This window comes from Pseudomonas japonica (genome assembly GCF_900188455.1).
GTDB classification, from domain to species: domain Bacteria; phylum Pseudomonadota; class Gammaproteobacteria; order Pseudomonadales; family Pseudomonadaceae; genus Aquipseudomonas; species Aquipseudomonas japonica.
In genome coordinates this window covers 1-14,256 of record NZ_FZOL01000014.1, presented here as the reverse complement: position 1 = coordinate 14,256, position 14,256 = coordinate 1, and the positions used below count along the sequence as shown (strand labels likewise).

At 61.7% G+C, this 14,256-nt stretch carries 15 protein-coding genes; 3 read left to right on the top strand and 12 right to left on the bottom strand.

All coding sequences use genetic code 11. The features are described 5' to 3' along the window. Window positions 1–75: 75 nt before the first annotated feature. The 3 genes from dgcA to CHB99_RS17265 form a co-directional block, all read right to left on the bottom strand. Entirely contained in the window at window positions 76–2,136 is a 2,061-nt protein-coding gene (dgcA, locus tag CHB99_RS17275) for a dimethylglycine demethylation protein DgcA (RefSeq protein WP_042124110.1), read from the bottom strand. A 17-nt stretch (window positions 2,137–2,153) separates the two neighbouring features. Continuing rightward, a complete protein-coding gene (locus CHB99_RS17270; protein WP_042124111.1) occupies window positions 2,154–2,684 on the bottom strand; it encodes a 4-vinyl reductase in 531 nt (176 codons plus the stop codon). A gap of 214 nt (window positions 2,685–2,898) precedes the next feature. Then, on the bottom strand, window positions 2,899–3,876 hold the full coding sequence (locus CHB99_RS17265) for a dipeptidase (RefSeq protein WP_009682902.1): 978 nt from the start codon (window positions 3,874–3,876) through the stop codon (window positions 2,899–2,901). 242 nt (window positions 3,877–4,118) lie between these two features. Between CHB99_RS17265 and CHB99_RS17260 the strand changes: the two genes are divergently transcribed. From CHB99_RS17260 to CHB99_RS17250, 3 genes are all read left to right on the top strand, one after another. Further along, window positions 4,119–4,865: a hypothetical protein gene (locus CHB99_RS17260; protein ID WP_052419417.1), complete on the top strand. Its 747-nt coding sequence runs from the start codon at window positions 4,119–4,121 to the stop codon at window positions 4,863–4,865. Window positions 4,866–5,008: 143 nt separating this feature from the next. After that, window positions 5,009–5,416, top strand: a complete 408-nt coding sequence (locus CHB99_RS17255) for a lysozyme inhibitor LprI family protein (protein WP_042124131.1) — start codon at window positions 5,009–5,011, stop codon at window positions 5,414–5,416. Between the two features lie 8 nt (window positions 5,417–5,424). Beyond that, the gene (locus CHB99_RS17250) at window positions 5,425–5,844 is read left to right on the top strand and encodes a DUF3010 family protein (protein ID WP_042124114.1); all 420 of its coding nucleotides are present in this window, start codon (window positions 5,425–5,427) and stop codon (window positions 5,842–5,844) included. Between the two features lie 6 nt (window positions 5,845–5,850). Here the strand turns inward: CHB99_RS17250 and CHB99_RS17245 are convergent, their stop codons facing one another. The 9 genes from CHB99_RS17245 to CHB99_RS17205 all read right to left on the bottom strand — a co-directional run. After that, complete coding sequence (locus CHB99_RS17245) at window positions 5,851–6,108, bottom strand: PAAR domain-containing protein (protein ID WP_042124116.1); 258 nt, start codon at window positions 6,106–6,108, stop codon at window positions 5,851–5,853. Between the two features lie 58 nt (window positions 6,109–6,166). After that, a complete protein-coding gene (locus tag CHB99_RS30130) occupies window positions 6,167–6,934 on the bottom strand; it encodes a DUF6708 domain-containing protein (protein WP_245655597.1) in 768 nt (255 codons plus the stop codon). After that, the gene (locus CHB99_RS17235; protein ID WP_042124118.1) at window positions 6,931–7,209 is read right to left on the bottom strand and encodes a hypothetical protein; all 279 of its coding nucleotides are present in this window, start codon (window positions 7,207–7,209) and stop codon (window positions 6,931–6,933) included. Before CHB99_RS17235 ends, CHB99_RS30130 begins: the two co-directional genes overlap by 4 nt. Continuing rightward, a complete protein-coding gene (locus tag CHB99_RS30125) occupies window positions 7,206–7,973 on the bottom strand; it encodes a DUF6708 domain-containing protein (protein WP_245655598.1) in 768 nt (255 codons plus the stop codon). The genes CHB99_RS17235 and CHB99_RS30125 overlap by 4 nt, the downstream gene beginning before the upstream one ends. Beyond that, window positions 7,970–8,458: a hypothetical protein gene (locus tag CHB99_RS17225; protein WP_042124120.1), complete on the bottom strand. Its 489-nt coding sequence runs from the start codon at window positions 8,456–8,458 to the stop codon at window positions 7,970–7,972. The genes CHB99_RS30125 and CHB99_RS17225 overlap by 4 nt, the downstream gene beginning before the upstream one ends. Continuing rightward, window positions 8,455–9,225: a DUF6708 domain-containing protein gene (locus CHB99_RS17220; protein WP_245655599.1), complete on the bottom strand. Its 771-nt coding sequence runs from the start codon at window positions 9,223–9,225 to the stop codon at window positions 8,455–8,457. The genes CHB99_RS17225 and CHB99_RS17220 overlap by 4 nt, the downstream gene beginning before the upstream one ends. Before the next feature lie 8 nt (window positions 9,226–9,233). Further along, window positions 9,234–12,413, bottom strand: a complete 3,180-nt coding sequence (locus CHB99_RS17215; RefSeq protein ID WP_042124122.1) for a T6SS effector BTH_I2691 family protein — start codon at window positions 12,411–12,413, stop codon at window positions 9,234–9,236. Continuing rightward, the gene (locus CHB99_RS17210) at window positions 12,410–13,348 is read right to left on the bottom strand and encodes a hypothetical protein (protein WP_052419418.1); all 939 of its coding nucleotides are present in this window, start codon (window positions 13,346–13,348) and stop codon (window positions 12,410–12,412) included. The genes CHB99_RS17215 and CHB99_RS17210 overlap by 4 nt, the downstream gene beginning before the upstream one ends. Beyond that, on the bottom strand, window positions 13,345–14,256 hold a 912-nt coding region (locus CHB99_RS17205; protein WP_141137303.1), incomplete at its 5' end, for a type VI secretion system Vgr family protein. The genes CHB99_RS17205 and CHB99_RS17210, both read right to left, overlap by 4 nt.

The following is a 14,256-nucleotide window of genomic DNA, read 5'->3' as shown; positions in this document are numbered from 1 at the left end:
CTACGGTGGAGGCGCAATGCCTGCTCCCGTAGGAGCTGGCTTGCCTGCGAAGGGCTGCGCAGCAGCCCCCTGCGATCAGAAGTCCTTGCACAGCCGCAAGGCGTCATAGATCGCCGCATGGGTGTTGCGCTGCGCCACGCAGTCGCCGATGCGGTACAGCAGGTAGCCCTCGCCCGCCTGGCCGAGGATCGGCTGCGGCTGGATGGCGAACAGCGCCTCGACATCGATCTGGCCCTTGTTCCGCGAACCGTCCTTGAGCGCGTAGTACAGCGCCTCGTCAGGCCGCACGCCGTTCTCGATCACCACCTGGTCGACCACCCGCTCTTCCTTGGCCCCGGTGTATTCGTTCTCCAGCACGGCAACCAGCTTGTCGCCCTCGCGGTAGACCTTTTCCAGCATCAGGTCGCCGGTCATGATCACTTCCTTGGGGTACATGCTGCGGTAGTAGGTCGGGAACGACGTACCACCGATGGCCACGCCCGGCTTGATGTCGTCGGTGACGATCTCCACCTGGCTGCCCTTGTCGGCGATGAAGTCGGCCACCGACATGCCGGTGAACTCGCAGATGGTGTCGTAGACCAGCACGTTCTTGCCCGGCGCGACCTTGCCGTCGAGCACGTCCCAGCTGCTCACCACCAGCCCTTCGGCGGCACCCCAGTGCTCGTTCTGCTCCATGAACGGATGCCCGCCCACCGCCAGTACGACGATGTCCGGACGCAGGTCCATGATGGTCGCGGCGTCGGCGGCGGTGCCCAGGCGCAGGTCGACCTTCAGGCGTGCCAGCTCCAGCTGGTACCAGCGGGTGATACCGGCGATCTGGTCGCGCTGCGGCGCCTTGGCGGCGATGGTGATCTGCCCGCCGATCTGTTCCTTCTTCTCGAACAGGGTCACGTCGTGCCCACGTTCGGCGGCGACCCGCGCCGCTTCCATGCCGGCCGGGCCGGCACCGACGATCACCACCTTGCGCTTGGCGCCGGTGGATTTCTCGATGATGTGCGGCACGCCCATGTATTCACGGGAGGTCGCGGCATTCTGGATGCACAGCACATCCAGGCCCTGGTACTGACGGTCGATGCAGTAGTTGGCACCGACGCACTGCTTGATCTGGTCGACCTGGCCCATCTTGATCTTGGCGATCAGGTGCGGGTCGGCGATGTGCGCGCGGGTCATGCCGACCATGTCGACATAGCCGCCTTCGAGAATGCGCGTGGCCTGGTTCGGGTCCTTGATGTTCTGCGCGTGCAGCACCGGGGCCTTGACCACTTCCTTGATGCCCGCCGCCAGGTGCAGGAACGGCTCCGGCGGGTAGCTCATGTTGGGAATCACGTTGGCCAGGGTGTTGTGGGTGTCGCAACCCGAGCCGATCACGCCGAAGAAGTCGACCATGCCGGTGGCATCGTAGTACTTGGCGATTTCCTTCATGTCCTCGTGGCTGAGGCCATCGGGGTGGAATTCGTCACCGCAGATACGCATGCCGACGCAGAAGTCAGGGCCGACCTCGGCGCGCACCGCCTTGAGCACTTCCAGGCCGAACTTCATGCGGCCTTCGAAGGTGCCGCCCCATTCGTCGGTACGCTTGTTGACCCGCGGGCTCCAGAACTGGTCGATCATGTGCTGGTGCACGGCCGACAGCTCGACGCCGTCCAGGCCGCCTTCCTTCGCGCGACGTGCCGCTTGCGCGTAGTTGCCGATCACCCGCCAGATCTCCTCCGGCTCGATGGTCTTGCAGGTGGCACGGTGCACCGGTTCGCGGATGCCGGACGGCGACATCAGGGTCGGCCAGTGGTAGCCGTCCCAACGCGAGCGACGGCCCATGTGGGTAATCTGGATCATGATCTTGGCGCCATGCTTGTGCATGGCGTCGGCGAGGTTCTGGAAGTGCGGGATGATGCGGTCGGTGGACAGGTTCACCGACGACCACCACTGCTGCGGGCTGTCGATGGCGACCACGGAAGAACCACCGCAGATGGCCAGGCCGATACCGCCCTTGGCCTTCTCCTCGTAGTACTTCACATAGCGCTCGGTGGTCATGCCGCCGTCGGTGGCATAGACCTCGGCGTGCGCGGTACTCAGCACGCGGTTGCGGATGGTCAGTTTGCCGATCTGGATCGGCTGGAACATAGCTTCGAACGCCATGGCGCGGGCTCCTCGACTTACAGCGGCTTGACGATGAACAGGCCGTCGTCGTGGCCTTCTTCGGAACCGCCGTAGACCTGCTCGGCGACGGTGCGGATCTTGCTGCCGCGGGCGGCGAGGATCTGGTCCATGGCCCCGGCGAACCAGCCGGTGAACATGTAGTCGACCTTGCGCCCGACCTTGCCGTAGACGTAGACGAACGCCGAGTGCTCCAGCTTGACGCTGGCGGTGCCCTGGTCGAGGTCGATGTCCTGGATCTTGAACAGGCCCCAGCCGCGCTGGGACAGGCGCTTCATGTAGTGCTCGAACACCGCCACGCCTTCCAGGCCGTGGCATTCGGCTTCCTTCTCGCACCAGTGCCAGGCGGACTTGTAGCCGGCCTTGTAGAGGATCTCGGCGTAGGCTTCGGCGCCCAGCACTTCCTCGATGCCCATGTGGTTGTTGACGAAGAAATGCCGCGGTACGTACAGCATCGGCAGGGCGTCGCTGGTCCAGACACCGGTCTCGCTGTCGACTTCGATTGGCAATTGCGGGGCGATCTTGGCCATGGAAACTCAACTCCAGAAATTTAGATATTCGAGCTGCAAAGCCGCTTTGGCTTTGCTCTTTGATAAAAAGCCGCTGTGAATGCCTCTGGAGGCTCGCGAGCGCGTCGAGAGCAAGGAAGGACCGGAACGATAAGCGAGACAGTACCGAGGTACGGCGAGCTTATCGTGAGGACCTGACGCAGCTATCGGCGTGCTCGCGAGGCTCCAGAGGTATTCACTCGCCCCAGACGTCCTTGAGGACGTTGACCCAGTTTTCACCCATGATTTTCCTGACAACGCGCTCGGAATGGCCGCGCTTGAGCAGGGTCTCGGTGAGGTTGGGGAACTCGCCCACGGTGCGGATGCCCAGCGGGTTGATGATCTTGCCGAAGTTGGTCAGGCGACGGGCGTAGCCCTTGTCGTGGGTCAGGTACTCGAAGAAGTCCTGGCCATGGCCCTGGGTGAAGTCGGTACCGATGCCGATGGCGTCTTCACCGACGATGTTCATGGTGTACTCGATGGCCTCGGCGTAGTCGTCGATGGTCGAGTCGATGCCCTTGGCCAGGAACGGCGCGAACATGGTCACACCGACGAAACCGCCGTGGTCGGCGATGAACTTCAGCTCTGCGTCGGACTTGTTGCGCGGGTGTTCCTTGAGGCCCGAAGGCAGGCAGTGGGAGTAGCAGACCGGCTTCTTCGATTCGAGGATGACTTCCTCGCTGGTCTTGGAGCCGACATGGGACAGGTCGCACATGATGCCGACGCGGTTCATCTCGGCGACGATCTCGCGACCGAAGCCGGACAGCCCGCCGTCACGCTCGTAGCAACCGGTGCCGACCAGGTTCTGGGTGTTGTAGCACATCTGCACGATACCCACGCCGAGCTGCTTGAACACGTCGACATAGGCAATCTGGTCCTCGAACGCATGGGCGTTCTGGAAGCCGAAGAGGATGCCGGTCTTGCCCAGTTCCTTGGCCTTGCGGATGTCGGCGGTGGTGCGCACCGGCATCACCAGGTCGCTGTTGTCGCGGATCAGCTTCTGGCTGGCGGCGATCTGGTCGACGGTGGCCTTGAAGCCTTCCCAGACCGACACGGTGCAGTTGGCCGCGGTCAGGCCGCCCTTGCGCATGTCCTCGAACAGTTCGCGGTTCCATTTGGCGATGATCAGCCCGTCGATAACGATGCTGTCTGCGTGTAATTCGGCTGGGCTCATCAGGCAGTCCCCTTTATTGGCATTCCGGCGCCGAATCGTCTGCCGGCGCTATTGGAGGTCAGCATATGCCTCGGGTGATTGTCGCCCCGACGCAAAAACGACAGGGGAATTGCCGAAAGCGTCAAAGGACGACAAAGGGCTGCACGACGGAGTGCCAGGGCGGGCGAGGAAGCCCGTCCGCCTGCCATGCGCCGGGGATTTCGCTAGTTTCGCAGGCTTTCCACCACGACAGGAGTCACCCCATGAGCGACGTTCATGATTACATCGCGTCCCTGCAGTTTCCGGATACCGCCCACCGGCCGTTTCTGCAGAACCCGCCCCCCCAGTCGGACAACAGCACCCGCCGGACCGACGGCGCCATGGTGCTCGGCGACAGCCTCGTGTCCTTCGTCTCCGGCCTCGGTCAGCAGGCCCGCGAGGACGTGCTCAACAGCACCCTGCTGATGCAACTGGCGGCCAGCAAGCGCTTCGACAAGGCCAAGCAGCGCGAAAAGTGGTTCAACTTCTACACCGAAGGCCTGGGCAAGCTCGGCTGGACCCTGTCGCACAGCGAAATGCAGCGCTACCAGCCGAACCGCCAGGCGTTCACCCTGGACGACGTGGCGCTGGACATCATCGACAGCGTCGTTGGCGGTGCCGAGTTCGCCCCCCTCGCGCGGCGCACCTTCGAGTCGCTGCGCAAGCAACCGCATGCCCTGCAACTGTTTCTCGACAACTGCAACAAAGGCAATGTCGGCACCTTCCAGATCATGCCCTGCACGCAGAACGCCGAAGGGGACGTGACCATGTTGATGAACTGCATGCAGGTGATACGCAATACCTCCAACACCAGCATTCTGTTCGTCACCTTCCAGAGCAACGAGGTGCAGATCTTCCGCGCCGCCCAGACCTCGGTGCTCAACACCCAGACCTACAGCCAGGTGCGCGAAGCAGTGATCACCAAACTGGGGGATAACGCCAACCGTTTTCTGGCGCACCTGAGCCTCTGAGGCTCGCCCGCGGCCACGGTCCCCGGCGCCCCGGGGGCCGTGCCACGCACCGCGGCGGAAAAAAACCTTCATCCAGCCACCCTGTTCTTTGCCTGGGCAAAGAGCGAGAATCCCGCCCCATGTTCCTTTGGGAGATGAATTCGATGAAATCGATGGTCTGGCTGATGCTGGCTACCCTGGCCGTTGGCGCCCATGCCGCGGAAGAAGAAAGCACGCCGTGCGACAACGTTGAAACCGATCAGCAGAACTACGAGTGCGCGCACTACAGCCGCAGCGCCTCCGAGCGCGAGCTGGAAGCCGCCTTCGCCGACCTGCAGGAGCGCATCAAGGAGCAGTACGCCGGCAAGAGCGCGAAAATCGCCGAGCTGAGCAAGCGCCTGGGCGACGCCGAGGCGATCTGGAAACAGCTGCGCGACGCCGACTGCAAGGTCGAGACCTACGACATCGCCGCCGGCAAGGCCTTCGAAGCGGCGCAGAACACCTGCCTGGCGCAGCGCAACGACGACCGCTCCGAATACCTGCAATCCCTCGGCCTGCCGACTTCCGACTGAGCGAACACATGATCATCTGCGGTATCGAACTCAAGGGCAGCGAAGCCCTGCTGGCGGTGGCCAGCCTGGACGCCGGGCAACCGGTGCATGTGGCCACGGCGATCAAGAAGATCGGCCTCGACGACGACGAGGACGCCGCCCAGGTCCGCGACTTCGCCGCCCGTGTCCGGGCTTTCGTCGGCGAACACGGCATCACTCACCTGGCGATCAAGAAACGCAGCAAGAAGGGCGACTTCGCCGGCGGGCCGGTGACCTTCAAGCTGGAAGGCCTGCTGCAACTGCTCGACGGCTGCGAAGTGCACCTGGTGTCGCCGCAGACCATCACCGCGCAGAGCAAGAAGCACGACCTGACCCCGCCGGCGGTGCTCAACAAGTATCAGCATGAGGCGTGGAAGAGCGCTTGTGCGGTGCTCTTCAGCCGCCGCTGAGGCAATTCACTCCACCAACCAGCCAGCATCGCCTTCGATCAGGGTACCGCCATGGCTGGTGGTGTCACCCACACGGGCCACGGCCTGGCCGTCGATGAAGGTGTCGGCAGAGCCAGTCTGGATAACCGCCCCGCAACTGATCGAGTCGCCGACGCGGGCGATGGGTTTGCCGTTGACGGTTGCGTCAATTGCGCCGCTGGTGACGGTGCCTTTGCCGTGTATTGGACAGTCGTGCTGGTGTCCTAGAAGAACGATTGGCTGCATGGATGGTTTCCTCTGGTTGTATAGATTTGGGTGAATAGTCTTGAAGGCGTGTGGGCTGTCATGGCGCTGTTCTCGACTCCAGGTCCATCTCGGCAGGCCATTTGACCTTGGGCGCCAAGAGCAGGGCGATATTGCACCAGAGCACATCGTTGTGATCTTTCGGTGGGCCGGGGGGCGGTAGTGCGTCGGGGCCTTGTTGCATGTAGGTGCAGATGTACGCCCAGGCGTGCTCGTCGGCGCCCATGGTGGTGAGGGGGAAACGGTCGATAACTTCGTTGGTGCCGGGTTTTACGATGGAGAGCACCACGCCGCCCTTGAAGACGACACCATGCGCCGTCGCGCCGCGCTTGAACCAGCGTTCGGCGCGGACCTGTGACCAGTCGTAGGCTACAGGGTCAACCTTCCAGCGTTCGAAGGGGTTCCACCAGCGGTAGTTGAAGTTGTAGGCGTAGAGGCGCTGGCGGGCGCGATTAAAGCGGAGGGGCAGATCGCGCGGAGGTGCTACATCGAACTTCCAGAAGACGGGGACTGACCAAACTCCAGCAAATATGCACAGAACAAATATCATAAGAATTTCAAGTTTCAATTTTGACTCAATTGAAAAAAATAGCCATGACAGAACAATCATCACGACGCTCATGGCCAGCGCGAACCAGATCATCAAACCTCTAATAAGTGCTGAAGTACGCGGCAGTTCCAGAAAAACATCATCCTGATGATTGGGGGAATCGAATCCGAGGGCCGGAACTACGACCGACACCTCATCAGGACGAGGCAGATCTTCCTGCCATCCAGAACATGGGGGGACGAGCTCGGGCCTTCTCATATGAGCCCCCTTCCCACTCGCCTTGGGATCTTGTCCTCCTTAATGATCAGGCGAGCGATACCCGACTCATCACTTTTGTCAGGCCAGTAGGAGAACTCAAGCTCCAGTGCGTGAAAATCAATATCACCCTGAAAAGCAATTGCCCCCCGGATCTCCAGCGTTTTTGACTCGGTATCGTGATGAATCTTCGGATTGCTCAGGAGCATGGCGCGCACCTTGCGCTCGGCCGGTTTGCGGAACTGCTGGTCGAGCGAGGAGATGAAGACAACGTTCATGGCGCCGTTCTCGACTCCAGGTCCATCTCGGCAGGCCATTTGACCTTGGGTGCCAGGAGCAAGGCGATATTGCACCAGAGCACATCGTTATGATCTTTCGGCGGGCCGGGGAGAGGTAGCGCGTCAGGACCTTGTTGCATGTAGGTGCAGATGTAGGCCCAGGCGTGCTCGTCGGCGCCCATGGTGGTCAGGGGAAAGCGGTCGATGACTTCGCTGGTGCCAGGCTTGACGATGGAGAGCACCACGCCGCCCTTGAAGACGACCCCATGCGCCGTCGCGCCGCGCTTGAACCAGCGCTCGGCGCGGACCTGGGACCAGTCGTAGGCTACAGGTTCAACCCTCCATCGTTCGAAGGGGTTCCACCAGCGGTAGTTGAAGTTGTAGGCGTAGAGGCGCTGACGGGCGCGGTTGAAGCGAAGAGGTAAGTCTCGAGGGGGGGTTATATCGAACTGCACACAAAGCAGAAGCGTCCAAACTCCTACAGACATGCAACAGAGATATACCATCCAGAACTCGAACTTCAGTTTCTGCTCAATTGAGAAAAAGAGCCAAGACAGAACAATCAGCAAGATACTCGTGACCGGTGCAAACCAAATCACCAAGCCTCTGATAAGTGCTGAGGCACGCGGCAACTCAAGAAAAATATCGCCCTGATGATTCGGCGTATCGAACCCAAGTGCCGGAGCTACGACCGGCACCTCATCAGGACGAGGCAGATCTTCTTGCCAGCCAGAACATGGGGGGGCGAGCTCAGGTCTTTTCATACCTTCCACCCTACTCGCCCAGGGATCTTGTCCTCCTTCACGATCAACCGAGCGATACCCGCTTCGTCACTCTTGTCAGGCCAGTAGGACACTTCCAGTTCCAGAGCGTGAAAATCAAGATCACCCTGGAATGCAATCGCTCCCCGGATCTCCAGCGTTTTTAACTCGATATTGTGATGAATCACCGGAGCCGTCGTTGCGGGATCATAGCCCGGCCATTTCCACATTGCCGGAGCCGGCAACGGACCATTCGTCCCACCGGTACGCCCCTCGGCAATAATCCCTCCCGGAGTTTCACCAGGATGGTATCCCCAAAATGACCATTCGTAGCGCGAGGTGCCTGGGTCATAACCAGGCAGGACGATTCTGGCGCGGCTACTCACCAGCGCCGGGGCGAACTGATTGCTCAGCAACATGGCGCGCACCTTGCGCTCGGCCGGTTTGCGGAACTGCTGGTCGAGGTGGGCGATGAAGACAACGCTCATGGTGCCGTTCTCGACTCCAGATCCATCTCGGCAGGCCATTTGACCTTGGGTGCCAGGAGCAGCGCGATATTGCACCAGAGCACATCGTTGTGATCTTTCGGTGGGCCAGGGGGAGATAGCGCGTCAGGGCCTTGTTGCATGTAGGTGCAAACATAAGCCCAGGCGTGTTCATCGGCGCCCATGGCGGTCAGGGGGAAGCGGTCGATGACCTCGTTGGTGCCGGGCTTGACGATGGACAACTCAACACCAAATTGGAAGATGACCCCACCCTGGGCCGTGAAATGGCGTCTGCTCCAGCGTTCTGCACGTACTTGTGACCAGTCATAGGCCACCGGCACCACTCGCCAGCGTTCGAAAGGGTTCCACCAGCGGTGCTTAAAGTTATATGCGTAGAGACGTTGACGAGGGCGGTTGAAGCGAAGTGGTAAATCTCGAGGCGGAGCCACATCCACCTTCCAGAAGAGTAAGGCTGACCAAACTCCGATGAGTAAGACTGATACAAACATCATCCATGTCTCAAAGTTACGCCCCTGATCAATTGACAGAAAAAGCCACGAAAAAATGACAAGGGAAATAATTGAGAACGGTGCAAACCAAAACATCACGCCCCTGATAAGGGCCGACGCACGAGGCAATTCCAGAAATACATCATCCTGATGATTCGGCGTATCGAACCCAAGTGCCGGAGCTACGACCGGCACCTCATCAGGACGAGGCAGGTCTTCCTGCCAGCCCGGACAAGGCGGAACGAGTTTAGGTGCTTTCATATGGGTTACTACTCCGCTCGCCCATTGATCTTGTCTTCCTTTACGATCAACCGGGCGACACCGGACTCATCACTTTTGTCAGGCCAGTAGTCCACCTCAAGCTCCAGAGCATGAAAGTCAAGAACCCCGTTGAAGGTGATGGAGCCCTTGATCTCCAGCGTTGCTGACTCAGGATTGTGATGAGTGATCGGAGCCGTCGTTGCAGGGTCATAGCTCCGCCATTTCCACTCAGCAGGGACCGGCAAAGGGCCATTCGCTCCACCGGTATGTCCACCGGCGATCATACCGCCCGAAGTTTCACCAACCTGGAATCCCTGCAACGCAAATTTGTAGCGCGACACCTCAGCGTCATAGCCTGGTAGAAGAACTCTGTACTCCAAGGTTCCACCTCGCCCTGATACCTTGTCGCCTGGCCTTTGGATGCGTTCGGTTACAGCAAGCTGTGCGGTCAAACCCAACAGCGCAGCGTTCAAGGCACCAATCGCCGTATCCATATCGTGCACGTCCGTCCAGCGACGGTGCGCTCCCGGTAGCCCCCAGAGGGAATGGCGTGCCCATAGCTCCAAGGGCTGCGACTCCTGCCCTTTCGCCCAAACAGCTACCCCATACGCGGCAAGGCCAAACAGCACAGCAATTGCAAGGGGAGCGAGTGCTAATGCTGCCGGAGCTAGAGAACCTCCAATTCCGAAGCCTGCGGAAAGGCCCGCCGTGATGGCAGCTCCTGTATAAATGACGCTCGCCAACTGGTCGCCAGTGCTGTATGAGCGTCGAGCAGCAAACGCATACTGCAACCCCTCCATCGCACTCGCCACCGACACAATCGCACCGCCAAACTGAAGAATCCGCCCGCCTAACTTAATATCCCGCACCCCTCCCGTTGCTCGAACCACCGCGATGTTCATATCAGGCCGCAGCATCTGAATGCTCCCCCCGACGACTTCAACACTCGCCCCCATCACCCCGAACGACGCCGACATCACCGCCGCCATCGCTTCGGGGCGCTCCTTCCCCACCGTCTTCAGCAGGTTCGCATAGCTCCGGCGCAGGGCATCCTGCTGGAACCACAAGCTACCCAGCGCCAGCCCCAGGTTGAAGGCGCCGTTCCCACCGGTCTTGGCGGCATTGAGCATGCCGTGCATCGAGTCCCTCGCCAGCAGCCGCGCCACCTCGGCATTGACGGTGAAGTGGCGTGCCATGTCGTCCATCGTGCTGATAACGGCTTCGGTACCCACCCGGACCTTGCGCAGCGCATCGCCGACGCCGTCACCCACACCGGCCCGCAGTGTTTCCAGCCGGGCCTGCAAGGCCTCGGCACTCTCCAGCGACCAGACCTTGATCTCGATCAGCACCGCATGGCTGCCCGCCAGCGCCGGGGCGAACTGATTACTCAGCAGCATGGCGCGCACCTTGCGCTCGGCCGGTTTGCGGAACTGCTGGTCGAGGTGGGCGATGAAGCACGCGGTGCCTTCGTGAAGGATCTCGTTGAGCAACGTGAGGTATTCGCCCACCCTCAACGTAACCGTGAGCTGCGTGAGCTCCACCCCGGAGTAGCGCAGCCAGGCCTCCCGGTGCAGGTGCCCCACCAGCGCCCGGATATGCTCCGAAAGCTGCTCGCCAAGGGCATGGCTGGCCGTGGCGGCACCGCCGAGCAACTGGCCGATGGCCGTCTGCACCGCCGTTTTCATGAGCTTCCCGCCTTCATCGGTGGTGATTAAGGTCTTGAGCCCGTGATAGATCCGGGTCCGCTCATCACCGACCAGGCCTTGGTGAATCTGCTTGAGCCAGCCCTCATCCTTGCCGTGCAGAGCCTCGTAGAACAGGCTGTAGCCACTCTCCAGCTCGCCCTTCCAGAGCGCCTGGCTGGGACCGAGACTGCCCTCCTTGATACGTTCGGTCGGCCCGCCGGCCAGGCACTGGCTCATCATGCGGATGAACAGCTCCACCGAGCGGTCATCGGTGGCGCTGTAGTCATGCCGCGCAGCCAGTTGAAACGCAGCGCCCTGATAGTGCTTCGCGTAGGGCTCGGCGGCCTCGTCGACGATCTGTTGCCAGTCGGCCAGGGTCTTGTTGTAGTTGGCCTCGAAGGCCGCGCGGGCTTTCTCGTCGTAGCGGTCACCGAGCCGCTCGCCGGCATCGGCCTGTTCGGATTTGGTCCTGCGTTGCTTCTCCTTCTCCAGATCGAGTTCAGGCAGGGGCGCCCTGTAGGACTGCGGCCTGGCGTTGTACTGACGCTGATTCTCGACCGCCTCTTCAGCGTCCTTGATCCCCTGCTTTTTCGCCTTGTCGAGCTGCAACTCACGAATCCCGAGCAATGCCTGCGAGGTGAAGTGCTCGAACCGCCGCTGTGGCTCGGCACACCATTCCTGCATGGCCTGGTAACGGAACAGCCGCTGGGCATTGATCTCCTGCACCATGCCGATGGGATCGGGCAGGACCAGGGCCAGCACGCCGTTGGGCAGCGTGTGTTTCTCGGTCATTGCCCGCACATGCCCCGCCAGGGCGCGCAGACGGTGATTGCGCGGATAGAAACCATGCACGCTGTGGAAGCCGCCAGCCGCAGGCTGACCGTATTCGAGGACGTCGTAGATCTGCAGGTCGTTCTCGGTCATGGCGATGCCGACGCTGGCGGGATTCTCGCGGGCAGCCTTGAGGTCGAGCTTGTAGAAGCGCTCGTCGAGGTTCATGCCGTCGACCGTGCCGCCGCGCCGGTAGCGGTCCAGCACCTCGGCGGGCCAGGGATCGTTGGCGATGGCCAGCCAGGCGGTGGCGTACTTGTCGGTGTCGATGTTGAGGAAGGACGCGGGGATGTCGTGGTCGTGCCTGATGCAGCGCTCACTCAAGGGGCGTGGTTCTTCTCGGGGCACCTGGTATGGCCGGAACTGACGCAGTGCCCCCTCGGGCGTGATCTGGTAAGCCTGCCATTCCCTCCTGTCGAGCATCACATAGAGAAAACCTCGGCGCAGAATGCGCGGCTGATTGTCACGCAGGCGCACGGTCCTGACGTCGGAGCCGAGGGTCAGGGGCAGTTCCTGGGTCTCCAGGGGCCTGGGGGCACAGGCCGTGCGCAGGGGCAGGATGGGCAGGCCGATGCGCTTGCAGACCCCGCACACGTCGAGGGACGGTGGATCGGCTTCGTTGATGGCTATGTCGAGACTGAGGTCGAGATCGGACGAGGTATTGGAACTCATGAGTAATTCTCCGCACGGGGCAACTCGGAGACGATGCGCCTCCAGGTGGCTTCGCTGTGGCTGGCGAAATGACTTTGCAGATCGAGAGCGCCGGCTCGCGCCTGGGCGATGGCCTGCTGAATGTCCGGGTGCTGCGGCAGATGAGGGTGCAGGAACACCCGGCGCAGGCTGAGGGAGATGAGGTCGCGGTTGTTTGCAAGCCCGAGCCTGCGCGCATCGCGAATCAGGCGGAAACCATGAACAGCGGCCTGTGCTGGCAACCCGGAGGTGCCCGCCCAGCGCCACGGGGCGAAGCGGGGTGGACGGCGCAGGGCATGGCGCCAGATGCCCAGGAATCGGTTGACCACTGGCGCCAGGTGCTGGGTTTCCTTCGCGGTATCGGAAAGCGCTGTATCACAGGGGCAGGCGGTGCCACGCAAAAGCGTATAACCACCCCAACTGAGCGGGAAAAGCCAGAAGCGGATCGCCCCCAGCAAGTCGCCTGCTTGCGTGCTCATCGCGCCGAGCAACAGTTCCAGCCTCAGCGGCTCGAACCAGGCCGAGGAAGGCTCGCCCTCGGGCGCGGTGGTGCGGCATCGATCCGCGATGTGGGTGGCGACGACCTCCAGCGGTTGCGGGCTGAGCAGCCAGCCGCAGACATACCGCTTGCTATGGACAAGGTCCTGGGAGGCGTATTCGGCGCTGAGTCCGAGATAGCGCTGTGGCACGTCCTCGCCCGGCGCTGCCAGTCGAATCAGTGCGGGGCAGAGGTCGGGCGAGTGGGATAGGTCCGGCCGCAGCACGCGGGTAATGGCATCATCGCCCAGCGACTGGATCAGCGACGGTACGCTGAGCGGATGATCCGACGCACATTCGGCCCAACCGTCCAACAGCAGATAGACGTAGTCGTCCGGCGCACGGTACTCGGGAAAACGGCTGACAGCGTCGTTATTCATCTGGTTTCCTCCCCGCATGTGGTTTCTTTCCCTTCCATGACCTTGCTCACCAGCGACAGGTCGTTGCCGACACCTCCCCCCAGCTTGTTCATGGTCCCCTTGAGCGTGATCTGAATACCGTCCAGCGTGATCCCCGCGCCATCGATGCGCAGCGTGCCGCCAGGGCCCTTGATGACCACCGAATCGGACGCATGGATTTCAAATACCCTGGTGTGCTGCGTGATGCTCTGCCCCGCCTGCAACCTCGCCGCACCTTGCACCTGCTGCTCCAGATTCGCGCCGATCTCCACCCGGTGATCGACGGCAGTCTTGTCGAGACGGTTGTTGCCCACCTCTTCGGTGCGGTCCTTGGTCGTGAGAATGGTGTGGTTGCGACCAATGCTCAGGTTGTCGTCCTCGCCGATCCGATGGCGCCGGTGCCGGCTGATCAGCACCTCCTCGTCATTGCCCACCGTGTCCTTGCGGTCGTGGCCGACAGTGAGGGTCTCGTCGTTTTCCACCTGCTCGCTGCGGTCATGCCCGACAAAGGTGGTTTCATCGTTGCGGACCACGTTGTTCTGGTCCTTCTGCGCATGGATGAACACCTCTTCCTGCCCCGCCTCGTCCTCGAAGCGCAGTTCGTTGAAGCCATCGCCCTTGTGGGTCTGGCTCTTCAGGGTCATGCGCGTCTTGTGCTTGGGCAGTTCGTAGGGCGGGCGCTGCAAGGCGGTGTAGCCGCGGCCGGTGATGATCGGCTGGTCGGGATCGCCGTCGAAATTGGAAATGATCACGTCCTGGCCGATGCGCGGTATCGCCATGTGCCCCCACAGCGCCCCGGCGATGTTCTGCGATACGCGAATCCAGCAGGAGCTGTGTTCGTCACCCTTGCCCTCGCGGTCCCAAGGGAACTGCACCTTCACCCGGCCGTA